21 protein-coding genes are annotated in these 24,242 nt (G+C 35.9%); all 21 read left to right on the forward strand.

The genetic code is table 11. From position 1 onward, the window contains the following. Positions 1-1,798: BREX-1 system adenine-specific DNA-methyltransferase PglX (gene pglX, locus GXX20_05425; protein HHW31099.1), on the forward strand; the 1,798-nt coding region annotated here is incomplete at its 5' end. Positions 1,799-1,910: 112 nt separating this feature from the next. Next, positions 1,911-4,469: a BREX-1 system phosphatase PglZ type A gene (pglZ, locus tag GXX20_05430; GenBank protein ID HHW31100.1), complete on the forward strand. Its 2,559-nt coding sequence runs from the start codon at positions 1,911-1,913 to the stop codon at positions 4,467-4,469. Positions 4,470-4,483: 14 nt separating this feature from the next. Then, positions 4,484-6,514, forward strand: coding sequence for a protease Lon-related BREX system protein BrxL (brxL, locus tag GXX20_05435; GenBank protein HHW31101.1), 2,031 nt, complete (start codon positions 4,484-4,486; stop codon positions 6,512-6,514). Between the two features lie 304 nt (positions 6,515-6,818). Beyond that, entirely contained in the window at positions 6,819-7,838 is a 1,020-nt protein-coding gene (locus tag GXX20_05440) for an HNH endonuclease (protein HHW31102.1), read from the forward strand. A gap of 114 nt (positions 7,839-7,952) precedes the next feature. Further along, a complete protein-coding gene (locus GXX20_05445; GenBank protein ID HHW31103.1) occupies positions 7,953-8,861 on the forward strand; it encodes an ADP-ribosyl-[dinitrogen reductase] hydrolase in 909 nt (302 codons plus the stop codon). Between the two features lie 137 nt (positions 8,862-8,998). Next, positions 8,999-9,658 (forward strand): LysE family transporter, encoded by a 660-nt coding sequence (locus GXX20_05450; GenBank protein HHW31104.1) that lies wholly within the window; start codon positions 8,999-9,001, stop codon positions 9,656-9,658. Between the two features lie 109 nt (positions 9,659-9,767). Next, on the forward strand, positions 9,768-10,988 hold the full coding sequence (locus GXX20_05455) for a GGDEF domain-containing protein (GenBank protein ID HHW31105.1): 1,221 nt from the start codon (positions 9,768-9,770) through the stop codon (positions 10,986-10,988). Positions 10,989-11,128: 140 nt separating this feature from the next. Next, the gene (locus GXX20_05460; protein ID HHW31106.1) at positions 11,129-12,145 is read left to right on the forward strand and encodes an O-acetyl-ADP-ribose deacetylase; all 1,017 of its coding nucleotides are present in this window, start codon (positions 11,129-11,131) and stop codon (positions 12,143-12,145) included. A gap of 197 nt (positions 12,146-12,342) precedes the next feature. Then, on the forward strand, positions 12,343-12,996 hold the full coding sequence (locus tag GXX20_05465) for a VWA domain-containing protein (protein ID HHW31107.1): 654 nt from the start codon (positions 12,343-12,345) through the stop codon (positions 12,994-12,996). A gap of 846 nt (positions 12,997-13,842) precedes the next feature. Further along, positions 13,843-14,145, forward strand: a complete 303-nt coding sequence (locus tag GXX20_05470; protein ID HHW31108.1) for an S-layer homology domain-containing protein — start codon at positions 13,843-13,845, stop codon at positions 14,143-14,145. Positions 14,146-14,221: 76 nt separating this feature from the next. After that, complete coding sequence (locus tag GXX20_05475; GenBank protein HHW31109.1) at positions 14,222-14,551, forward strand: hypothetical protein; 330 nt, start codon at positions 14,222-14,224, stop codon at positions 14,549-14,551. A gap of 35 nt (positions 14,552-14,586) precedes the next feature. Continuing rightward, positions 14,587-15,822: an S-layer homology domain-containing protein gene (locus GXX20_05480; GenBank protein ID HHW31110.1), complete on the forward strand. Its 1,236-nt coding sequence runs from the start codon at positions 14,587-14,589 to the stop codon at positions 15,820-15,822. After that, positions 15,786-16,097 (forward strand): hypothetical protein, encoded by a 312-nt coding sequence (locus tag GXX20_05485; GenBank protein ID HHW31111.1) that lies wholly within the window; start codon positions 15,786-15,788, stop codon positions 16,095-16,097. Before GXX20_05480 ends, GXX20_05485 begins: the two co-directional genes overlap by 37 nt. Then, entirely contained in the window at positions 16,070-16,345 is a 276-nt protein-coding gene (locus GXX20_05490; GenBank protein HHW31112.1) for a hypothetical protein, read from the forward strand. Before GXX20_05485 ends, GXX20_05490 begins: the two co-directional genes overlap by 28 nt. Positions 16,346-16,605: 260 nt before the next feature. Beyond that, entirely contained in the window at positions 16,606-16,947 is a 342-nt protein-coding gene (locus GXX20_05495) for an S-layer homology domain-containing protein (GenBank protein HHW31113.1), read from the forward strand. Between the two features lie 99 nt (positions 16,948-17,046). Beyond that, positions 17,047-17,781 (forward strand): response regulator, encoded by a 735-nt coding sequence (locus tag GXX20_05500; protein ID HHW31114.1) that lies wholly within the window; start codon positions 17,047-17,049, stop codon positions 17,779-17,781. Continuing rightward, positions 17,774-19,792 carry a GHKL domain-containing protein gene (locus GXX20_05505; protein ID HHW31115.1) on the forward strand — a complete coding sequence of 673 codons (2,019 nt, stop codon included), beginning with the start codon at positions 17,774-17,776 and terminating at the stop codon, positions 19,790-19,792. The genes GXX20_05500 and GXX20_05505 overlap by 8 nt, the downstream gene beginning before the upstream one ends. Positions 19,793-19,942: 150 nt before the next feature. Continuing rightward, complete coding sequence (locus tag GXX20_05510) at positions 19,943-21,376, forward strand: S8 family serine peptidase (GenBank protein HHW31116.1); 1,434 nt, start codon at positions 19,943-19,945, stop codon at positions 21,374-21,376. A 4-nt stretch (positions 21,377-21,380) separates the two neighbouring features. Then, positions 21,381-23,726, forward strand: a complete 2,346-nt coding sequence (locus GXX20_05515; GenBank protein ID HHW31117.1) for a hypothetical protein — start codon at positions 21,381-21,383, stop codon at positions 23,724-23,726. Between the two features lie 170 nt (positions 23,727-23,896). Continuing rightward, positions 23,897-24,121 carry a hypothetical protein gene (locus GXX20_05520; protein ID HHW31118.1) on the forward strand — a complete coding sequence of 75 codons (225 nt, stop codon included), beginning with the start codon at positions 23,897-23,899 and terminating at the stop codon, positions 24,119-24,121. Then, the coding region (locus GXX20_05525; GenBank protein HHW31119.1) for a helix-turn-helix domain-containing protein at positions 24,112-24,242 on the forward strand (131 nt) is incomplete at its 3' end. The genes GXX20_05520 and GXX20_05525, both read left to right, overlap by 10 nt.

Here is a 24,242-nt window from a genome sequence, read left to right on the forward strand (position 1 = left end):
AAAATGGTTTTTTGAGAAAGTGGGGCATTATGAAGCAAAAAAAGAATATTTCTTTAAAATACCTGGCATACCTATAGCTTATTGGATAAGTAATCATGTGATTAGCTGCTTTATAAAAGGAAAACCATTGGATAACTTCGCAGAGCCCAAAGTGGGCTTGCAAACAGGGAATAATGATATATTCTTAAGGTTATGGCATGAAGTTGCATTTAATAAAATAGGTTTTGGTTATCCGAATTGTGAAAAAGCAGCCGGGAGCAAGTTAAAATGGTTTCCGTATAATAAGGGCGGAGAATACAGAAAATGGTATGGTAATAATGAATATATAGTTAATTGGGAAAATGATGGTTTTGAGATAAAAAACTATAGAGATAAAGATGGTAAGTTAAAGTCAAGACCCCAAAATACTGCGTTTTACTTTAAGAGAAGTATAACATGGTCATTTGTAAGTTCATCATATTTTGGAGTTAGATATTCTGATCAAGGTTTTATTTTTGATGTAAGTGGATCATCTTTATTTCCTCAGGAAGAATACCATTTATTCTTAACGGGACTGTTATGTGCAAAAATTTCAACTATTCTTATAAATGTTCTAAATCCTACTATAAGTTTTCAAGTTGGAGATATTGCTTCAATGCCAGTTATATTGCCGGATGTTAATATGAAAGTATTAATTGATGATTTGGTTAAAGAGAATATTCAATTATCCCGCAGTGAATGGGACTCCTTTGAAACATCCTGGGATTTCAAAAAGCACCCGTTGCTCATTCATAAGGGCAATTGCACAACGATAGAACAAGCCTTCAATAACTGGACAACCTTTACAGAAAGACAGTTTAACCAGCTAAAAGCCAACGAGGAGGAACTAAACCGCATATTCATTGAAATATATGGCTTGCAGGATGAACTCACTCCCGAAGTGGAGGACAAGAATATAACCATCAGAAAAGCAGACAGGATAAGGGATATTAAATCCTTTATCTCCTATGCGGTAGGTTGTATGTTTGGACGATATTCCATTGATGCAGAAGGCCTTATTTATGCCGGCGGGGACTTCAATGACAGGTGGAAGTATGATAACGGACAGTGGAAAGTGAGAAAGACAGTAAAAGATGAAGAAGGTAAGGTAATTGAGGATACATGGGTTGATGCTACCTTTGCACCTGATATGGATAATGTACTGCCCATTACCGATGATGAATATTTTGAGGATGACATTGTCAGCAGGTTTGTCGAGTTTCTGAAGGTAATATTTAGCGGGGATACTTTGGAAGAAAACCTGGACTACATTGCAGAAGCATTAGGAAGAAAACCTTCCGAAACATCAAGACAGGCTATACGAAGATACTTTATGAAGGATTTCTATAAAGACCATGTACAGGCATACCAGAAAAGACCTATTTATTGGTTATTCGATTCAGGAAAACAGGATGGTTTTAAAGCCCTTATCTATATGCACCGCTATGACGAATTTACTGTAGCGAGGGTTAGAACCGACTATCTTCATAGGTTACAAAAGTCCTATGAAGCTGAGATTAAAAGGCTGGATATTATAATTGACTCCAATGCATCTCAGAGGGAGAAAGCCAATGCAAGAGGGAAGAAGGAACAGATAGTGAAGCAGATGGAAGAGTGTCTGCAGTATGACCAGGTAATTGCCCATGTTGCAAACCAGAGGATAAAAATAGATTTAGATGACGGAGTAAAAGAAAATTATGCCAGGTTCCAGGGTATTGAGATACCCCAGGGAGAAGGCAGGAAGCCATTGAAAGCTGATTTGCTGGCAAAGATATTGTAAAATTGAAAACAAAATAAAAAGATCAAGCAACAACAGGGACAAAAAAGCCTTTTAAACAGATGACAATGCACTAAGACAATTTTATACATTTGTAATTGAAGGAAGGATTGCTATGGACTTAAATCAAATAAAAACTTTGCTTGAAGATACATTTAGTAAAGAATTAAGTGAAGGCAAGAAACGTCATATAGTATTCTGGTATGACGATAATGGAGAATTTAAGGAAGATATTGATACACTAAATTTTGAAAATGCCAAGATACTTAAATTAAATAAAAATAATTATTTTTTTGTAAAATACCAGTTGGAAAAAGCAGACCCTGAATCAAATTATCTTATTTATGCACCTTTTGGAAAACCAAATCCCAGAGAGAATTACTTACTGGATGTATTGAAATACAATATGGAATTCTCAACTGACAAGTCCACTGTTATTATGAGAGACTTAAATATTTCGGATGAGAGTTTAAGGAACACATTCAGTAAGTATATAAAATTCTTCAATAACAAAGACAGGTATAGAATTTTCAAAGGGTATGAAATAGAAAGGTACACAGAAGAACTGGTAGATGTGGCTGTGCTATCGGTATTGTGCAAGCTGCCTTATCCGGATTTTGATGAAGTTTTAAGAGTGCTTTTAATGGAAGAAGATTTAGAAAACAACAGATACCTGGAAGCTATCGAGAAATTTGGAAGGTTAGAGGTACTATGGAAACTTGCTGATAAATACTATGGGTATTGCGATAGGGAACCTACTCTCGAAAAATTGGCAATATTTATGTTTATTACAAATGTTGCATATTCACTTAACAGTCAGTTGCCTGAAACCTGGAGGAAATATGTTTCTCCGAGAAAGACTGACTGTGTGGTATTCATAAGCAACTTCATGAACCACTCCCTCTACTCTAAAGATTATAATATACTGGCAAACAACATAGAAGAGAAACTGAAAGTGTCTGACCATGTGAAAATGTGGGATATAGAAGACTATATAAAATGTGATACTTTCAAAGCCTTTGATGAGGCAATAATAAAGAAGCTAAAAGAACACTTGGTATTTGATATAGGAGAATTTGATAAGTACAGGGATATTATTCAGGAAAGAAGACCAAAGCACTGGTACAATTTCTATAAATTCGAATATGAGAGTATTTATTGGTCTATTGAGCTATTTGATTCCTGGAAAAATGTAAGTAATGACATAAAGCAATATACTCCATCAGAGTTCGCTGAAAAATATGCGAAACAGTATTATAAGCTGGATACTGCCTACAGAAAATTCTATTATTCTTTTGACAGGCTTCAAAACAAGGAGCTGCTGATGGAATTAAGGGATAAGGTTGAAAATGTCTATGTTAACGCTTTCCTTAATACACTTTCCATTAAGTGGGCTGATAGTCTGGAAACCCTAAATGGGAATTGGAAAATTCCAGGTATGATTATGCAGAAAGATTTTTACAGTACTTACATAAAACCTTTTATGAGCCGTGGTGAAAGGGTATTTGTTATTATTTCAGATGCGCTTCGTTATGAGACTGCCAGGGAGTTTTGCAACCTGCTCAACAAAGAGAGAAAAGGGTCTGCGGAGATTGCATATATGCAAGGCTGCATACCGTCCAGTACCCGCATTGGCATGGCATCTCTTTTACCTCATAAGTCTATTACCATGGATGAGGATTATAAGGTATATGTAGACGGTGTTTCTTCAGAAGGTACGGATAACAGGAATAAGATTTTAAATAATAACATCCATAAATCAATAGCTGTACAGTTTATGGATGTTATTGAGATGAAGCGGGATGATATGCGTAAAATCTTAAGCGGTAAAGAACTAATATATATATATCACAATACCATTGATGCAAGAGGAGATGACAGCAAAACCGAAAGGGAAGTTTTTGATGCAGCAGAAAAAGCCTTTGAAGAATTAATAATGCTAATAAATAGCCTGGTAAATAATGTTTCGGCTATAAATATCATAATAACTGCCGACCATGGATTTATATATAAACGAGGAAGCCTCATGGAAAGCGATAAGATAACAAAAGGTTCCATTGAAGATGCTTATGAAAACAGACGGTTTGTACTTAGTACAAAACCTGTTGAGTTGGAGGGAATCTTATCGTTTAGTATGGAGTACTTGCTTGGACCTGGTACTAACCTAAAATATGTATCACCAAGAGGTGTAAACAGATTTAAGGTACAGGGCGCAGGAGCCAAATATGTGCATGGTGGTACATCCTTGCAGGAGATTCTTATTCCTGTTGTTAAATTTAAGAATGATAGGAGCAGGAATGGTAAAAATGAAGTGAGAAAAGTTGATGTAAAACTTACAAGCATAACCAGAAAGATAACCAACATCATATCTTATCTTGAATTTTTTCAGACCGAGAAGATAGAAGAAAAGCGTGTACCAATGAGACTGAAAGTATATTTTGAAGATGAAGATGGAAACCGCATATCCAATGAAAATATTATTATTGCCGACAGCAGGTCGGAAACCTATGAGGATAGAAGTTTTAGGGAAAAATTTGTATTAAAGAACAAAAAATATGACAAAACCAAGAAATATTATCTTGTCATGGAAGACGAAGATGAAACTGTAGAAAAGATATATGATAGGATTCCTTTTATTATTGATATAGCCATTAGTGATGAATTTGGATTTTAAGGTGTGGGAGATATATGGATGAATTAAGCAGGAAACTTAATCAATATTTTGCCGGCAGGGTTGTAAGAAAGGACCTGACAAAAAAGATAAAAGAAGGAGCAAATGTACCCGTTTATGTTCTTGAATATCTTCTGGGCATGTATTGCGCAACAGATGATGAAGAAGGTATAACCGAGGGCGTTGAAACAGTAAAAAGAATCCTGGCTGAAAATTTTGTGCGTCCTGATGAAGCAGAGAAAGTAAAATCCAAGATAAGGGAAATAGGGAAGTATACCGTTATAGACAAGGTTAGTGTAAAACTCAATGAAAAGAAAGATGTATACGAGGCCGAATTTTCAAATTTAGGGATAAAGGGAGTGGAAATTTCCCCTGCATATATAAAACAATATGAAAAACTTCTTTGCGGGGGAATATGGTGCATTATCAAAATGGATTATTATTATGATGAAGAAGCCAAAGGGACAAGCCCTTTTAATATTAGCAATTTGACTCCCATACAAATGCCTAATCTTGACATGGAAGAGATAATGAACGGAAGAAAAAATTTCACAAAAGATGAATGGATAGATGTTCTGTTACGCTCAGTTGGAATGGAACCTACGAGGTTTGAAAACACTGTAAAGTGGCATCTTTTAGCCAGAATGATACCTCTTGTGGAAAACAATTATAACCTGTGTGAATTGGGACCTCGAGGCACAGGAAAATCTCATATTTATAAAGAAATATCGCCAAACAGCATACTGGTATCGGGAGGTCAAACGACTGTAGCTAATTTATTTTATAATATGGCTTCCAGACAGATTGGCCTTGTTGGACTTTGGGATTGTGTGGCCTTTGACGAGGTAGCGGGCATTACATTTAAAGATAAAGATGGGATACAGATAATGAAGGATTACATGGCATCTGGGTCCTTTGCCAGAGGGAAGGAAGAGAAGAATGCCTCTGCTTCTATGGTATTTGTGGGAAATATTAACCAAAGTGTAGATATACTCCTGAAAACATCCCACCTATTTGAGCCCTTTCCTGAGGCAATGGCAAATGACACTGCGTTTTTTGACAGGATGCATTATTATATACCCGGATGGGAGATACCCAAAATGCGTCCTGAATTTTTTACAGATGAATACGGCTTTATTACAGATTATATATCTGAGTTTATAAGAGAAATGAGAAAACGGTCTTTTTCTGATGCTTTGGATAAGTTCTTTAAACTGGGAAACAATTTGAATCAAAGAGATGTTATTGCAGTAAGAAAGACAGTATCAGGACTTGTAAAGCTCATATACCCTAACGGTGAGTTTACAAGAGACGATATCGAAGAAATATTGCGTTATGCACTGGTAGGCAGAAGGCGTGTTAAAGAACAGTTAAAGAAAATAGGTGGCATGGAGTTTTATGATGTCCATTTCTCATATATAGATAATGAAACAATGAATGAGGAATTTGTTTCAGTTCCGGAACAGGGCGGTGGTAAAATAATTCCTGAAGGTATGGGTAAACCAGGTCATTTGTATACTATTGCCAGAGGAAAGTCAGGTATGATAGGTGTTTATAAAATTGAAACCCAGGTAATATCAGGTACCGGTAAATTTGAAAAGACGGGACTTGGTTCTGACAGGGAAGCAAAAGAAAGTATTGAAACAGCCTTCAGATACTTCAGAGCGAACAGCAAAAAGGTAAGTGGCAGCATAAGTGTTACTACAAAGGATTACTTAATGCATATACAGGATATACACGGAGTAGGGATGGCCTCTGAATTTGCTCTAGCGGCTTTTGTGGCTTTATGTTCAGGAGCCTTAGGTAAGCCACCTCTTAGCCAATTGGTTGTTTTGGGTTCCCTTAGTATAGGCGGTACAATTATAAAGGTTGAGGAACTGGCAAATGTGTTGCAGGTGTGTTTTGATGCGGGAGCAAAAAAAGTACTTCTTCCGTTGACTTCTGCGGTAGATATTCCTACTGTTCCTCCTGAATTGTTTTCAAAGTTCCAGATTTCTTTCTATCAGAGCGCTGAGGATGCGGTATTTAAGGCACTTGGGGTAGAGTAGTTATATTTGTAACATGCTGAACCTATAATCAGTGGGGACAGGATGTAACGGGATGGTCGTCAATATGTATCTATGAATGGGCAGTCAAATTGGATTGTGATAGAACATTAGATAACCTGAGAAGGGAGAAACTCCTGGAGATTGTTAATGAGGAATAGTAATATGTGTAAGAAATGTGGGATATGAGTTTGATAAGAAGCCCGCATCTTTTGTACCAATCCTGGTTATTCTCACGCACTATTAAATTGTAAATACCATAAAGTTATCTGTGAATTTGTATAAGAGATAAGTGGGGAGTCACAATATGGAAGGATGGAAATTGCAGAGAGGTGAATATACAAAAGAACACCTTTCAGAAGACGAGATATGGATGAAATTTAATTACATCTTTTCTACCAAATCTGTGAATAGAACAAGTTATAAGTTTTGCTTTATAAAATCTCTTCTTGAAAACATATTTAATGTTGATGAAGAAGGGTATTTAAGTTTTGACCATATTTACGAAAAATTTTCAGAAATTTACTGGTATTTAGTGATTAGATATAAACTTAAACAAGGAGATACTGGAATTAATAATACTGAGAAAAAGACAAGCATTGAAATCATTTTTGATACATTTATTGAAAAATATCCTGCTTTATCCCGCCATATGAGCTTTGAAGCTATTGATGAAAAAATTAAAATTCAGATTATAAATATAGTTAAGCAAAAATGTAAAAGAAATGTTATAGGAGCTATTTATGGTGATACCGGTGGAACTTTTTATTCATTTGACCTGGCAAAGGAAATATTGAAACTGCATCCAGATGTATTGAGTTTTTTCAAAAAATATAAATATATTTTATTGAAGCTCAATCATTATGAGTGGATTAAGTTTCTTGAGAAAGTTAACAAAGAAGAGGATTCAAATTCTTTGGTAGAAAAACTTGACTATGCAACTAAAAGAAGTAATCTTACTGTTTATAGAGATTTATTATATGAGAATTTCAACAGATGCAATTGTTTTTATTGTGGACGGAAATTAAGTACTTCAATGGTAGTTGATCATTTTATTCCCTGGGTGTTCGTGAGGGATGATAAACTCTGGAATTTTGTATTAAGTTGCAGTCAGTGTAATAGTAGTAAAAGTGATAGGTTAGCAGAAAAAAATTATATAGGTAAACTACTTGCTCAAAATGATTATATAGTAACTCATTCCAACAATATATACATTGTAAAAAAGGAATATAAGATCTATCATCCGAAAAAAATTGTTAAAATGTATAATTGTGCCAAATTCAACGGCTTTGAGGCTGGGTGGACTCCAAAAAGTATAAATGATTGAAATTAGAAAAAATCATTTTATTATACAATAAAAATATAAAACTGAATCTGCTATAATTAAATAAAATAAAGTAACTTTATTAACATGAATTTCAAACTAAAGGTAGTGTATCAAGTGAACAAAAACAACCGTATCCTCGGGGGGCTTTTCGGAGTCGCATGCGGTGATGCTCTGGGCGGAACACTTGAGTTTATGTCAAAGTATGAAATTGAAAGGGAATATGGATACTTAAAAGATATTATCGGCGGAGGCTGCTGGGATTTAGAACCTGGAGAAGTGACTGATGATACAATGATGACTATTGCTGTGGCAGAAGGCATTCTGGATAACCCGGACAATCCTGTTGAAGATATCGGGAAACACTTCATAAAATGGTATGACAGCAGGCCTAAGGACATCGGCAACATTATCAGAATTGCTCTTGGTGAGTATAAACGAAGCAAAGACTGGACTAAAGCAGCCTTATATGCCCATGAAGCTACAGGGGGCATGAGTGCCGGAAATGGTTCTCTCATGAGATGTTTGCCGGTGGCATTATATTACGATGATATTGAAAAAATGCTTGAGATAACCACATCTCAAAGTCTTCTTACCCATTATGACCAGAAAGCAACGGATGCCTGCCAGTTTTATAATCTTTTAGCCTATCATTATCTAAATTATGAAAAATCAAAAATAGCTGCTATAATAGAATATATCGAACAATATCCCGAGTATAAGCAAGTGTTTCATTTGTCAAAAAAAGAATTAATGCCAACGGGATATGTGGTTGACACCTTGATATGTGCATTATGGTGTTTTATTAACACTTCTTCCTTTGAGGATGCTGTATGTGAAGCGGCTAACCTTGGAGGTGATACAGACACTATAGCCGCAATAACTGGCGGTTTGGCTGGAGTGTTTTATGGCCATGAAGCCATTCCGGCAGGATGGAAGGAAAAGATATTGGTAAGAGAAAGATTATACTCTATTGCAGAAAAGATAATAGAGGTGAAAAATGAAGGTAAAGATAAAGAAGAATAAGATGGGTTAACAAAGTATAGGCAGAATGTATTAGCAGAATTATGGTTTACTGTAAAAGTAGAGGAAGTAGAATTTAAACCTGCTTTGAATGGCAGAATTGTAGCATGGTAGAACAGTAGAAAGGTAGATGTGTGAAAATGGCTTTGTGGGGAATTTTCATAAGTGCCTTCCTGATAGGTTTTTCAGGAGCAATGATGCCTGGGCCTATGCTGGGAGTTACAATTGACGGAAGTCTTAAGAAAGGATGGACAACAGGCCCTTTAATAGTATCAGGACATGGAATATTGGAACTCATACTAATTATCATTATGACCTTCGGACTGAAAGATTTCTTCTCTAATCCAACAGTCGCAGGATTTATCGGCTTGTTCGGTGGTGCTTTTCTTGCCTGGATGGGATACGGAATGTTGAAATCCGGAATTAATAAGACAATTTCTTTAGAAAATCAAAAAACAGGAAATATACAGGGAAAAACCTTAAGGCTGAAGAACCTGGTACTGACAGGAATACTTGTAAGCGCTACCAATCCATACTTTATTCTCTGGTGGGCGTCAACGGGGATGGAATCAATACGCCAGGCTTATACTTTAGGGTTGATAGGAGTCATCTTCTTTTTCATGGGACATATTTCATCCGACTTTGTCTGGTATACGGCAGTATCCACGGCATTTTCCAAGGGCAAAAAACTGATTGATGACAGAATATATCGCTGGGTTATTATAGCATTAGGCGTATTTATCATTGCATATTCAATATATTTCATAGGAAGCGGTTGGAAAATGCTGCAAATGCAATGAAATAATTAATAATTAAATTGAAATAATGAAATAAAGAAGAACTGCATGAAATCCATAGTAAACAGGATTGCAATAATTATGAATTATTGTTCAGGATGAAGGTGAAGAAGTGAAGAAGAAAAAACCCTTTTTTAGATTTCATGAAATTCTGACTAAACTTAGAGAATTTTTATTTCTATCGATTCAAGATAAATATAAAAGGGAATTTGACATTGAAACTGCAAGAGTTAACTTAGGAAGGGCAAAGATTACATCATTATGTTTCCTGGTAGTGGAAATCATAATGCTTGCAGTTTTTTTATCAGTTAAAGGGAAGAATTTTCTCAGGCTGCCAGACAGATATTATGGAATCATGTACATAACAATGATTATTGCCATGGTATTCTATCTGACACTATATATAAGACTGGGGAAGGATGTACAAAAATACTGTACAAATATTCAAATTGCAGGTACATCATTTGTAATTTTCATATTATCATGGTGTGCAGGTATATCTTTGCTGGATCAGTTAACATACAATGGGCAGATCATTGTTTATACTGTAGCAGTGCTAGCAGTTGCAGTAACTCCCTTCTATAAGCCCTTTATTCTTTTAGCAGCCTATACGGTTACACATGCTCTATTTATTGCTCTGATGCCGCTTTTTCAGAAATCCGGCGGAATACTGTTTGGGAACTATGTTAACAGTACAATATTCATTATAATCTCCTGGGTTATTTCGTATATGAGGTATAGAAACCGTATAGAGGATTTTATCAAGAGTAAGGAAATACAAGAAAAGAATGATGAATTGGAAAGGTTAAATAAAGAATTGGAGAAACTATCTTATATTGATTATCTGACGGGTATCTCCAATCGCACAATGTTTGATATAATCGTCAAAGAAGAGTGGAATAGGTGCAAACATCAACATGAACCTTTCTCGCTAATTATATTAGATATTGACTTTTTCAAGGAATATAATGATAACTATGGACACAGGGCAGGAGACAGTTGCATAAAAAAGATTGCCGAAGTTCTTTCAAATTTTGCAGAAAGGTCACATTTTACTGTAGCGAGATATGGGGGAGATGAATTCGCTATTTTGCTTCCATATACTGATAAAGAAAAGGCATTCAGTTTTGCTGAAGATACGAGAAGAGATGTGGAAAAGCTCAATATTGAACATGCCTATTCCTCAGCAGCCGACCATGTGACAATAAGTCTTGGGGTCAATACTATAATTCCATCTGATGAATCTTCAATTGAGGAATTTTTCGATACTGCTGATAAAGCTTTATACAAAGCTAAAGAAAACGATCGAAACTGTATTTTTATGATTAATTAATAATAACTTCTTTCACCTGTAATAAGGTCCTGGCAGGCTTCATATTGCTTCATATTTGCAGTATAATAATTGTAAATTGTAAAAGTTAACTATAAAGTGCAACAGAATCATGCATGAATATGATACAAGGGGGTAGAGTAATGCCACTTGAAATAATACGTAATGATATAACAAAAGTTCATGCTGATGCTATTGTCAATGCCGCAAACCCTTCCCTGCTTGGTGGCGGAGGAGTTGATGGGGCAATCCATCGGGCAGCAGGACCTGAATTACTTGAAGAATGCCGTACACTTGGAGGCTGCCAGGTAGGCCAGGCAAAGATAACAAAAGGATATAAACTTCCTGCTAAGTATGTAATACATACTGTGGGGCCGATCTGGCAAGGAGGAAACCATAATGAAGAAGCTTTACTTGCAGCCTGTTACAGAAATTCTCTTAACTTGGCTAAAATATACAACCTGGAGAGCATTGCATTTCCGCTGATTTCTACAGGTGCATACGGTTATCCCAAAGATAAGGCACTAAGGACTGCAATTTCGGTTATTGGAGACTTTCTGTTAAATAATAATGAAATGTTGGTTTTTCTTGTTATATACGATAAGGCATCGCTTATAATATCTGAAAAGCTCTTCAAGTCTATAAAAAAATATATCGATGACAAGTACATAAAAGATCATTTTATTGAACGAAGAAGCAGGGTTGAAGAAGAACAGCCCGATATAGTGAAATATATAGATAACCGGATGATGGCACCGGCGGAGGTTTTTGAAACTGCAAAAAAGCGCAAACGTAGTCTAAATGATGTAATAAATAATATGGATGAAACCTTCTCACAAATGTTGTTGCGTTTAATAGACGAAAAGGGAATGACAGATACAGAAGTCTATAAAAGAGCTAATGTTGACCGGAAACTTTTTTCAAAAATTCGCAATAATATTTACTACAAACCTAGCAAGCGTACCGCAATTGCTTTTGCCATTGCTCTTAAACTGAATCTTGATGAAACTAAAGACCTGTTGCTCAAAGCCGGTTATGCACTTTCCCACAGCAGCAAATTTGACATTATTATAGAATACTTCATTGAAGAAGGAAACTACAATATTTTTGAGATAAATGAAGCTTTGTTTACTTTTGACCAGGATCTTCTAGGTGTATAGAAGTATAAGTAAATAATATATTAAATCCATAATAATCGTAATCTTCCAGATTCTCTGTTGCGTTGACAGGGTACAAAATACCAGCAAGTTAATTCAATTTGTTTAATGTCGCCTCCCATGCGACCAGCTTGCTTATCTATAATGTTATTCTTAAATCACGATAAATGAAATTAATTTGATGGTGGGAGGATGACACAATGAAAAAGGGATTAACTGAGCTGGTTTTTATTTTAGACAGAAGCGGTTCAATGAGCGGCCTTGAAAGTGACACAATAGGCGGTTTCAATGGGATGCTTGAAAAGCAAAGGAAAGAATCTGGAGAGGCTATAGTAACCACTGTACTTTTTGACGACAGGTATGAATTGCTGCATGACCGCATTAATATCCGGGGTATAGCACCAATAACAGATAAAGAATATTATGTTCGGGGCAGTACTGCATTATTGGATGCTGTTGGCAGGACTATCAATAAAATAATAAATGTGCAAAAGCATACTGCAGAGGATGAACGTGCGGAACATGTTATGTTTGTAATAATAACTGATGGTATGGAAAATGCCAGCCGGGAATATAGCTATGAAAAAGTACGTCAAATGATAGAACACCAGAAAAACAAATATGGATGGGAGTTTATTTTTCTTGGGGCAAACATTGACGCTGTAGCAACTGCTGAACGATTTGGTATCTGCGGGGATAGGGCAGTTGATTATAATGCGGATAGCGAAGGTATTTTACTTAGTTATACTGTAGTTAACGATGTGGTGAAAGAATTTCGTTCCAATCGAAAAATATCTGAAAACTGGAAAGACCCTATTGAAGAGGATTTCATAAAACGTGGCGGCAGGAGATAAAAAAATGCACCATGGATATGTTTCCATGCAGGTGACAGCGTTTCCAGGTGACAAGGGGGCGGGAATGTTATCACATCCGTTCCCTTGTCACTTCTCTTGTCACAGTTCCCTTGTCACATCCCTATAGTCAGGCCGATTAGAAAGCCTAAGTTGAAAAAATTTTTTCGATTGTAGTAGTTTTCTTTGAACTTGGGCTTTAAACTTGACGAAAAATATTCTCACCGTAAGGACCAACAAAACGACAAACCGATACAGAATGGTTTATAATTTGACAAAATGTTAATTGTTTTTTTAGTTATGTTAGTCGTTTTGTTAGCTGTCGACTTGTATAATTATATAAATAAAAAAATATTATATATTCCATATGGAGGAAAACATAATATAATAATATGATAATATAATAAAGAGAGCGGATCAGGCTTTTAATTTGTATTAGCAAAACCTATGGAATACCTGTAATGATGAAAATAGGGGGGATATGTAAAAAAATCTTGCTGATTTCTATTGAGGAATATATTCCATTGCTGTAAATTAAACATAATGCATATTGTTGCAAATTTCTTCTATATTAATACAAGCTTTAATAACGAAATATGACAATAAATTTACATCATTAGACACATCTGTGGCACATTATGTAATGTCTATGCATTGAAAATCTTATATTATTCTCCATATTGTAATATTCCAATGTAAAGCTTACAAAGAGATATTTCAGAAATAATTATCGAACCTGAGAAAAAGTCCATATAAATGAAGTCTTAGAAAAAGAGAAAAGAAATCCCATTGAAAAAAAGTAAAAAAGCAAGAAAGAAAAAAGATCGAGGAAAGATGGTGTAGAAAGCTATGGTCAAAAAAGCATTTGCTCTTATACTTGCAATTATTATGATTGTCAGTACACTGCCTCTTGACGTGAGTGCGGCTTCATCCGAAGATTTCCAGGACACGCCTGCGCCGGAACACTGGTCGGCAAAGGCTTTAAAAGCAGCCGTAGAAAATGGCCTTTTAAGGGGAAGTGACGGCAAACTGAATCCTGGAGGAAATCTGCTGAGAGCGGAAATGGCAGCGGTAATAAACCGTGCTTTTGGTGCAATTCGTCAAGCAGATTTAAGTTCGCATTGCAGGAGGTTTCGATGTCAGGACCTATGATTATGCCAACATCCTTATAGTACCTGAAGGTATTAAACTTACAGTTTCGGTCTCCGGCATGCTCGATGTTAAAGGCATGCTTGATATTGAAGGAACGCTGGTTGTAAACAGAGATGATACTGGTTATGGAACCATAAATATTACCGGCGAAGGACGGATTCAAGTAGATGGTAGTCTCCAGAACCATGGGAAGATTAACGTATTAAGCGGTGAGCTCATAGCTAAAGGCGGTAATATCATCAATAACGGTTTAATCAGTGAAGAGGGGGCCATGTTAATATTGAAGGTGAAGAGAATATCAGCGGCAATCCCGTACTGCGTTATGCAAGGCGTACCGACTTTGCAAGGGCACTATATGAGAAATATAAGGACTTCGGGCTTGACGAGCCTTCGGAAGATGATATAAGGAATTACGAAGAAACCTATAAAGACTGGTTTGATATGTCGTGGAGAAATGAACAGGGTGAGATTGAATGGGATAACGAACGGGTTCATGCTATGGCCTGGATGATTAAGAACGGATTAATTGAAGGAACAGGGGATGGCAGAATCCAACCGGAAGAACTCATTACCCGCGCTGAAGCAGTGGTTGCACTGTACAATATGCTTGGTAAGGGAGATATGCCGGAAAAGCTTGATGAAAGTATAAATCCGGATATTACCTTTGAAGATGTTCCAGAAAGTGCTCCATATCATGAAGCAGTTATGCACTTTGCCAAAGCAGGTGTCATCAATGGAATCGAGAAAGGTATATTTGATCCTGACGGCTTTATTGGCATTACATGGTATGAATGGGGTAATGAATTAAACGGCCTTTTTGAAAGATTTGATAAAGCACTGGGTATAAGCAGTGTAGACGTGAAAACTTATAATGAATTAATCGAAGCTCTTGCTAAAAAATACATTACAGAGATAAATATTAAAGATAACATTACAATCACTGATGATATTGTAATAGGTACCAGCGAAAAATGTGTCGATGAAGGCAATACTCTTACGGTTGCCAGTGATAAAAAATTAGTCGTTAACTATGGATGCGAGCTTAGGGTAAATGGTATCCTGATGAACAATGGCACTGTCATCGAATATGGAGCGGTGATGGCTCCTCCTGGCAGTCATTGGAATCAACACATACAAGGCAATGAAATAGTAAGATTTGTTAATATGATGAATTTTGCCCATGAAATAGTCAAAGCCATGGAGGGTTACGGTCTCGAAGCACCCAGTGAGCAGGAATTGGATGGATACCGTCAAATAGAAAACTGGCCAACCATGCCCGTAGATGAGGCTGATTATGCATTTGTGGTTAAACATGCCGTTTTAAAGCCAACTGAGAATGCTCATGACCAGAATAAAAAATACTGGGAGCCTTACAAGCGTATAACCCACGGAGAGGCTCGAGAAATATTGGCGAAAATCTGTGGAGCAATCAGGATAGGAGTAGAGTTGCCTGAGTCGGTAAGCGTTGATGGCTATGAAGATGAAACGTTGATTAACTTTGCCTCAGACGACCTTAACAGATTGATTAATGCATTCATCAAAGCCCTTGGCCCGGTTACCGACAGCGATACTGAAGAATATGTCGGCAGGCTTCCTACCATGAATTTATATAAAAACAGAATAAAAGGAGGTCAATCAATATGGCAGAGGAATATTCAGGGAAAACAGCCATTATAAATGGAAAATTGATTATTGAAGACCGCATAATAGATGATGGCGCTGTGGTAATAGGTAATGACAGAATTGAAGCTTGCGGTGCCAGACAGGAAATTATTCTGCCCGCAGGTGCAAAGATTATTGATGCAGAAGGATGTTACATTGGGCCAGGATTTGTTGACATTCACTGCTATGGAGGCGGAGGATATTTTTTTTCGATAATCCTTACGATGCCGCAATATGCCACCTTAATCATGGAACCACCAGCTTGCTGGCAACCATTGCATACCATGTAGAATGGGATAAGATAATTTCGGGTATTCAAAAAATCAAAGAGGCAGCCGCTAGGTGCAAGTATGGTAGTGTAATAGCCGGAATCCATATGGAGGGACCTTATATCAATCCTAAATATGGGTCTATTACCGCCAATGCACGGAACCCTGATTCTGATGAGATAAAACAGATATTAAAAGCAGGTGAGGGCATAATCAAACAAAGGACTCTTTCACCTGAACTTCCGGGTATAAATGTACTATATAGTTAATAGATAGATAACTGACGGAGAAGATTACGGCATCAGGTTTGCAGGCAAATTTTCGCTTACAATAGCTTCTGTTGATAAGCGGGAATTAGATGCAGATTTACAGGTTCAGATAGGCGACCATCCTGTCATACAATTGAATTTAGTGATAGATGGAAAACAAACATCCTGAAAGAACGATAGTGCTCCGGTAACTGTAACTATACCCTATGTTGCAACAGCGAAGGAATTAAAAGATCCGGAGCATATAACCTTATGGTACATTGACGGAAACAGAAAAGTTATTTCTGTTCCCATTTGATAGCAACTTTGAAGATATAGATAAGAATGCCTATTACTATAATGAGGTAGGCATTGTTAAAGAACTTGGAATAACAAAAGGCATCGGCAACAACCGGTTCAATCCTACAGAAAATATTACTCGACAGGATATGATGGTGCTTTCTGCACGTGTCCTGGAAAAACTTAAGAATCTTAAGGTAGCAGAGTTTTCTGATGTATTGGATAAATTCACAGATAAAATGGATATAGCCGAAAATGAAATTAACAAATCAGAGAAATTAATCAAATCTCCTTTTGATAAAATTCAAATATTTATGATATAATAGCACTACGGTTTTTCAAAACGATTTATTTTATATATAAGAAATATTTATGCGGGCAATTTATTGCAAGCAGGATTCCAGAGTTAGGGGAGTCAATTCATGACTATTAATATTGGCATTTGTGACGATAGTGGGGAAGATATAAGAATTTTATCGAAAGCTTTATATGAATATGATCCTTCTTTTCAAATACTGGCTTACACCAACGGGGAATCTTTGCTTAGCGAATGTGAAGAAAAAAGAATACTTTTTGATATTATTTTTTTGGATATTTATATGCCAGCCCAAAACGGAATAGAAATTGCCAGGAAGTTACGGGAGACCATGAAGGATGTAAAATTAGTATTTATTACGTCCAGCAATGAACATTACCCGGATGCTTATGACTTATTTGCCTTTAATTATATCCTTAAGCCTTTAAACACTGAAAAGCTGAACAAAATATTGGACAGGGCTTTGGCGGACATTGCCGGTGAACGTCATCAGCAAATAAGTTTTAAATATAAATCCACTAATTATCGTGTATATTGTAAGGACATATTATATATAGAAAGTAGAGACAAAACTATTTATTTTTATATGGCAGATAAGTCTATATTGCAATGTTATGGGAAATTAGACGGGATATATAAACAGCTTCCGGAAGATTTATTTATCCGTTGCCATCAGAGCTATATAGTCAATATAAGTCATATTACTGAAGTAGCAGAAAGTCATTTTATGGTTGGTAAAGTTGCTATAAACATATCTAAGAAGTATATCAAAGATTCAAAAGACAAATATTTCACCTATCTTTTTGAACGTATGAATATTAGAGGACAATTTCATGATTAAAGTGTTGAATCGCAGAAATTATCTTATACTTGGCCTTGTATTGACGGTGGTTTTCATGAATTTCCCGGTAGTTTTTACATATTATTACCACCATATAACAGGTACGCCTGTATCAATAGAAGGCAGGATGAATTTATCAGGACTGGAAAAGTTGCCAGGTCTAGACAAGAAAGATAAAGGAATTAAGTTAAATAAAAGCATTTATTTGGACGGACAATGGGAGTTTTATTGGAACCACTTCATCGTATCTGATAAAGAACAGGGAAATCCAGGGCTGGATGATGCCGGTCAGGAAAAGGTACTGCCTTTTTTAATAAAAGTGCCGGACTCCTGGTCTAATTATATGGTTAATGGTAAAAAACTTCCAGCAGAAGGATATGGCAGCTACAGGCTTATTATTGAAGGATTAGAGTATGTCGACAATGAGGTAACAATATATATACCGGACTATGGCGGAGCCTATCAGGTTTTTATCGACGGGCAGCTTGCTTCAAAAAGCGGAATAATTTCCAGTGACCTGAAAAAGATATTTACTGTTCCAAAAGCGGATTTATACCCTGTGAAACTGTCTTCCGGTACAGCACATGAGGTTGTGATAGAAGTATCAACTACCCGTTTTTCAGGTCTCTATATGACACCGGTTATAGGAGATTATAACCACATAATAGATAAAAGCATAACCCGAAACATGATACGTTTTATTCTCTTTGGATTTGCGTTGTTTTCTTTTATCAGTCTACTGGTTATGTACGTAGCATATGTCAGGAAAAAACTCCATTCTTTTTGGATGCCGGTTATGATTTTGTTAATATTGCTTAGAATGATGATGACATCGGAGTTTTATAGCTATTGGCAGCAGGTTTTTTTCTTTAATCTCTCCTATGAATCAATAAATGAACTTATGTATCTGACCACTTTTACATTAAAATATCTTCTGATTTATCTTGTGCAGGAACAGTGCGGCATTAATTTTAATCATAAAGAGAAAGAAGGCTTCCTGGCCTATTATATTATTCTTTATCTAATTTACTTATTAGTGCCAAATGAAATCTACAATTATTATCTATCGGTAATTATACCAATGTTAACGTATGTTTTGGACATTTATCTGTTTATAAAAATATACCGTGACAGTCAAAGACTTGAGAAGTACGGTATGGTTATTTATTGGAGCATAATCTTTGTTATTTTGGGACTTACGATAGACAGCTATTATATCAATGGAAAGATATATATGGATATGTCCCTTATTTTACTGCTTTTTTTCACAATATTTTCAACTATAATAACCTGGGTCTATTCAATGCGAACAGCGGACCTGTATGATGATTTTACACAGTCCTCTTCACGGCTGGAGATGGCAAAAAAGCAACTTGAAATGCAGAAAGAATACTATATTGCATTAGGCGGGCAGATGAATGAAATACGGGAAATAAAACATGATTTCCGCCACTTTATAGGGGTTATGCTCAGACTGGTTGAAGAGAACAAATATTCCGAACTAAAAGAATTTTTGAATGAATATGCTGAAAGGACAGAAATGAAGCCTCTCCCGGTTTTTTGTGAGAATGTGGTGGCAAACTCCATTATAGGGTATTATTATCTTCGTGCTAACGAGTCGGGGATTTCTTATGAAAGCCAATGCAGCATCAGTAAACAGGCTCCAATGAATGACAGCGATTTATGCATAGCTCTTGGCAATGCCCTGGATAATGCCCTTGATGCTTCCAGAAAGATAGATAATCCAGAATTGTCTTATATATCTATTCGGGCAGAAACAATAAATGGTCAATGGCTTTTAATAGTAAGAAATGCCCATAACAGTCTGCCGGTTATCCAAAATGGGCGTTACATATCTTCAAAAGAAGGTAAATTTCACGGCCTTGGTATACAGAATGTTAAAAAGATTGTTGAATCATATGGCGGTTTTTTGAAGGTAAAGTATGATGATGTAGAATTTGTACTTATGGCTGCAGTACCCGTATATGAAGGAAAAGAAAGTATGGAATAAATTAGGGAATAATGTAAAGGATAATTTCGCCAATAAAATGGTCAAATTCGATATTTTCTCTCTTATTCATTTCTCTTTGATATAATCCTCATAACAAACTTAAAGCACCAGCAATTTCGATGTGCCAATAATTTTGAAGAAGGTGTATTTTTGTCTTATAAATTTTATTATAGTCAGGGTTATAGCCAACACCATGACTTACTTTATGTTACAGAGCGCCATAGTCATACAAAAGTAGCCTATTTTTCAAAACATAGAATGAATGAAAAATATCCAGGCGGAGGTTATGAAATTATAGGAGAAATTGGAAATTTTGCAAAAGAATGCGCAACACAAGATACTATCTTAACCGAATCAGGTAAAAGAATCCCTATATTTCCTCTGGGGAGCTTTATAAAGCCTTTTGAATGGGTTTTGGGCTATGCTCCCGTTGGTGAGAAGGTTTATGTAGCTGTGATAAAGAGTATTATTCCACGATGGATAGATAATTTATATGCTATTATGAAAAAAATTGATATTATGAGAAAATTCATCCTTTTATTACTTTGTACAACAATCATATTTTCATCTGCAAGCATATTCTTATCTGCAAAAACTATCTGTTTTGCAGCAACTTCTTCTATTGCCGCTAATGAAGATAATCTGGGATATGGTGTGATTGTAGGAATTATTGATTCCGGAGTAAATAAAATTAGCGAAAATGTTCTTGAGGGTTATAATTTTTTGGAAGATAACATGGATACAACGGACAACAAGGGACACGGAACTAAAATTGCAGGCATTATTCTGGAGGTTGCTCCTAACGCCAAAATAATTCCTTTAAAGTGTACTGAATTAAATCAAATAAACGATAATTCAGCTATTATTAAAGCCATCTATAAAGCTGTTGATGATTTTAACTGCCGTGTCATTAATATCAGTATTGGAATGCCTGATTCCAAGGAACTTAAAGATGCTATTGATTATGCAACTTACAAGAGTGCAATTATCATTTCGGCAGTTGGAAATGACGGCGAGCTTAATTATAAGGCAAACAAGGTTTATTATCCGGCAGGTTATGAAAATGTGGTAGGGGTTGGCTCTGTTAACGAAGATAATGTAATTGCAAAATTTTCTCAAAGAAATAATTCGGTTTTTGTGGTTACATCAAGCCGGGAACAAGGGACAAGCTTTTCAGCTGCAAGAGTATCAGAAGCAGCCGCAATAGCTAAAGGGTTTAATAAAAACATGTCGGTTTTTAATTTTATGAATTATTTAAAGGAAGCTTCTGTTGATTCAGGTGATGCCGGATATGATACCAGCTATGGGTATGGGATCCTTGATTTTGAGCTTCTGCTGGATAGTCTGAAGAATGATTATCCTGTATACATCACATATATAGATGAACAGACTTTAAGATTATTTAACAGTAAGGAAACTACTGTCAATGGAATTCTGGTTTTTAAAGGGGATGATGTTATAAGTAAGATGGTAGAGATATTACCTTTTGAAGAAATTGAACTCAATATTGAAAACTGCACAGACTGTTTTTTTTGGCAAAGCAGTATATTTGACATAATATGGATCAAGAGAGGAGAAAAATGATATTATGAGAGGTTTCACTAAAAAAAGTTTTTTCGTTTTCACAGCAATTATAATTGCTGTTGTGTTTATTTTTGTTAACAGTGACATTCCTTATGTAAATGCATATGGTTATAACACCAATGTATTAGTAAATCCAAAACCGTCAAATGAAAGCGGGTGGGAATTGACAAAAGCTAAATGGAACAAAGGTGATTATAACGGTGAATTTAAGGGAACATCCAATGATCCTATGTATGCAAAACAAACTTTTACGTTTTCTGCACGGGATCAATACCGTATTAATAATGGAGAAATAAAGATTGATGCCAGCGGGTATTTCTGGGCACAGCCTTCATGTTACATGATTGCATACTTAAGAACAACATTCTATAATGCTTCAGGCACAAATATTGGAAATAAAACTGTAGATTATGATAAATATAAAGTAGGTACGCATAATGAACAGTTATCCTTTAGCGATTACACTGTTCCCAAAGGAACTGTATACCTGGTTTTTGAAGCCAAAAATGATGACAACCTGGCAGCAACTCATCCTTCAATGCGTGATTTTGTTCTTAAAGTAAAGGATTCCACAAAGCCAACCTATATTGCAACATTGCCTGCATCGTCACCTGACAGGAAATACAAAGTTGGTGAAACAATAAGGTATAATGTAGTATTTTCAGAGCCGGTCAATGTTACTTCAAAAGGATATATTAAATTTAAAGTGGGAACACAGGAGTTTAACTCACATAGTAGTTATGCAGGACAGAGTGCTGACGGAACAACACTTTATTATGATTTTACATTACCTTCTACTACTATTCTTGGGGATAATCTGTCAGTTACAGTTACAGGACTGAGCGGGATTGTTGTGGCAGATGATGCAGGCAATTCTCTTACAGTTAATGAGAGCCTAAACTTATCCAACGGTTTTTATGTAGACAACAAACCTCCGGAGATTACAAATTTTACAACATCAGCAAGCACAAATGCGGTATATAAAGCTGGAGAAACCTTGCAATTTGATGTTACTTTCCATGAAAATATTAACGTAAACGGTACACCTAAAATTAATTTAAGCAATGGCAAAAGTGCAGGTTATATTCGGCAGACAACAAGTGATACAAAGGTTGCAAGCTTTTATTACACAGTAGCAGAGGGAGACGATAAGCAAAATATTGCAATTACTTCAATCGATTTTACAGGGATTGTTGACAGTGTTTCAAATGATGCAACCACTTCTCCAAGCTATAGTACAAATAAATATAACAACTTCCTGGATAATAAATATATAAGCATTGATACTACAGCTCCTGTTGCAACCTTTCCTGTAGCACCGGAGGGATGGCAGAAACCTAATGAAATAATACTATCTCCTACAGACAATATCTCCGGTGTAAAAGAAATTTACTCTGTATGGACTGCCGTCAATGACATTCCAACTTTTCCTGCAGCATCAAATGTAGATATCGGCACAAACAAAGTGCCTTTGCCGGCAAGCTCGGGAGTATATGAGCTACACATTAAGCTTAAAGATAATGTTGATAATGAAGCTGTGCAAAAATCACCTTATGTATATTATTTTGATTTTGTCGGTCCGGCTATTACAGCCAATGCAGAAAAAATAACCGGTACAGATATTGTCAAGTCTGTTACGGCTACAGCTGAAGATATGCACTCCGGTCTTGACACATTTACTTATGAGTGGAAAAAAGATGACATTACAATACTTTCAGGCAATGCAGACCAGGGCATTCCAATTCCTTCAGAAGATGGAGTTTACATATTAATCATAACCGCCACAGACAAAGTAGGTAATACAAGCACAAAAACCATAGAAAACCTTGCCATGGATACTGTTGCTCCTCAGGTTGTTTTTACACCTTTAAACGGTTTCTCTTACCAGAAAAGTTATAAGGTGGATATAAATGTAACTGATCCATATGCGGGTGTTGACAAGTATTATTACATTTGGAGCACTTCTGCAGAAAAACCTGACATAGATAGTGAGCAATGGAGAATTACTTCTGCGGTAAGCTTTACAACTCCATCAGATGTTTCAGGTACATATTATCTTCATATAAAAGCCATTGATAAAGTTGGGAATATGGGAATAGCAAGTACTGAGGGCTTTAATATAGATAATATACATCCCAGCGTGTCTATTTCACCTAACGGGAACATGAATAATATAGGTATGACTTATTATGATGTAAATATATATATAAGTGATGAAACAACAACTTATGACCAGATTACCAAAAAGTATGCAATTTCTGATAAAGAGAACTGTCCTGAAGATTTACTTGATTTGACAGATAATCATATTGTAATAGAAAACCTTGATCAAACTAAAATTTATATATAGTTGCAACAGATCTGGCAGGAAATGAAACCATATTCAAATCAAATCCATTTATTGCCGATACTAAAGCACCTGTAGGAAGAATTTCCAAATCAGTAGATTTATATTATATTAACAATAATAATGTAACAATTAATATCGATGCCGAAGATGACTACTCATCAAATATTTACATGCAGATAAAGGTTGATGATACAGAAGGTTCATGGGAAGAACTAACCGGGCAAAAAACAGTTGCTTTTGAAGCTACTGAAGGTGAACACACAATATATGCAAGATTTAAAGACGATAGCGGAAATACTTCCGGATATGTAAGTGTTAAGTATTATTATGACATAACACCTCCGGAGATTACTCTCGAGTATTCTGAGACAGGACTTACCAACCAATTTCTGTAAGTGAAGTTGCTGAACTGGTTAAATGTAATTCAGCTTACATTTACAGTTTAATTAAGGCAGGTTTACTACCAGCTATAAAACTTGGAAGCATGAAGGTAAGAAGAACTGCATTATTGGAATT

This window comes from Clostridiaceae bacterium, assembly GCA_012840395.1.
In the GTDB taxonomy this organism is placed as follows: Bacteria; Bacillota; Clostridia; order Acetivibrionales; family DULL01; genus DULL01.

Excerpts from the sequence above, each read along its gene's own strand:
- pglZ (HHW31100.1), top strand. The coding sequence starts at position 1,911 with ATGGACTTAAATCAAATAAAAACTTTGCTTGAAGATACATTTAGTAAA.
- brxL (HHW31101.1), top strand. The coding sequence starts at position 4,484 with ATGGATGAATTAAGCAGGAAACTTAATCAATATTTTGCCGGCAGGGTT.
- GXX20_05440 (HHW31102.1), top strand. The coding sequence starts at position 6,819 with ATGGAAGGATGGAAATTGCAGAGAGGTGAATATACAAAAGAACACCTT.
- GXX20_05450 (HHW31104.1), top strand. The coding sequence starts at position 8,999 with ATGGCTTTGTGGGGAATTTTCATAAGTGCCTTCCTGATAGGTTTTTCA.
- GXX20_05460 (HHW31106.1), top strand. The coding sequence starts at position 11,129 with ATGCCACTTGAAATAATACGTAATGATATAACAAAAGTTCATGCTGAT.
- GXX20_05465 (HHW31107.1), top strand. The coding sequence starts at position 12,343 with ATGAAAAAGGGATTAACTGAGCTGGTTTTTATTTTAGACAGAAGCGGT.
- GXX20_05470 (HHW31108.1), top strand. The coding sequence starts at position 13,843 with ATGGTCAAAAAAGCATTTGCTCTTATACTTGCAATTATTATGATTGTC.
- GXX20_05475 (HHW31109.1), top strand. The coding sequence starts at position 14,222 with ATGCTTGATATTGAAGGAACGCTGGTTGTAAACAGAGATGATACTGGT.
- GXX20_05480 (HHW31110.1), top strand. The coding sequence starts at position 14,587 with ATGTCGTGGAGAAATGAACAGGGTGAGATTGAATGGGATAACGAACGG.
- GXX20_05485 (HHW31111.1), top strand. The coding sequence starts at position 15,786 with ATGGCAGAGGAATATTCAGGGAAAACAGCCATTATAAATGGAAAATTG.
- GXX20_05500 (HHW31114.1), top strand. The coding sequence starts at position 17,047 with ATGACTATTAATATTGGCATTTGTGACGATAGTGGGGAAGATATAAGA.
- GXX20_05505 (HHW31115.1), top strand. The coding sequence starts at position 17,774 with ATGATTAAAGTGTTGAATCGCAGAAATTATCTTATACTTGGCCTTGTA.
- GXX20_05515 (HHW31117.1), top strand. The coding sequence starts at position 21,381 with ATGAGAGGTTTCACTAAAAAAAGTTTTTTCGTTTTCACAGCAATTATA.
- GXX20_05520 (HHW31118.1), top strand. The coding sequence starts at position 23,897 with ATGCAGATAAAGGTTGATGATACAGAAGGTTCATGGGAAGAACTAACC.